Source organism: Flavobacterium sp., from assembly GCF_003525665.1.
GTDB lineage: Bacteria > Bacteroidota > Bacteroidia > Flavobacteriales > Flavobacteriaceae > Flavobacterium.
In genome coordinates this window covers 4206-4868 of sequence record NZ_DQDX01000221.1, presented here as the reverse complement: position 1 = coordinate 4868, position 663 = coordinate 4206, and the positions used below count along the sequence as shown (strand labels likewise).

At 22.9% G+C, this 663-nt stretch carries 1 protein-coding gene; it reads left to right on the top strand.

What is annotated here, in order from left to right; translation table 11 throughout:
* Nucleotides 1–663: hypothetical protein (locus DIU01_RS15220; RefSeq protein ID WP_290835948.1), on the top strand; the 663-nt coding region annotated here is incomplete at both ends.

Genomic DNA, 663 nt, shown 5'->3' with positions numbered 1-663 from the left:
GTGCAAACAGGATTAATGAAATAAAAACCAATTCTAATGAAAGCGATATTAAACTTAAAATAGGTCCATTATGGTATAGTAATGAATCTGAAATAGATTTTGTTTACGGTGTGAATACAATTGAACCTGAAAAAGATTTTATTACTGAATTTCATTTCAATTTTGGTGGCAAAACTTCATGCGAGTCAAGAAAAATTACTTCAAGCATTGATTTTAGTTTAAATGAAAATCTAATTTTATCAGATTCTATAAATAAACTTTTACCTGCAACAAAAGAAATAATAAATAGAGTTAAAAACAAGACAAATGTAGATTTTGAATTTAAGAATCCAAATCCAGGAATTTTGGTCTTTACTATTGAAAAAGTGAATCTTAAACCAAATGGAAAGAGAAGTGAAATTTTTTTTAAACTAAAAACTGAATGTAATGAAAATTTAAAATTACCAATCAATCTCATAAAATATAATGTCAAAAATATTGAAAAATTATACGAGAATTACATTATTTCTGAATTATCAAAACAAAACGAAAATAAACTGGTAAATAAAAAAGTAATTTTTAGTTTTAATGAGACTATAAAAAGTGGAAATTATTTAATTGATTTCGTTGACCAAAACAATATGCTTATATTGACTTATAACAAAAAATCAAATGAATATTTAA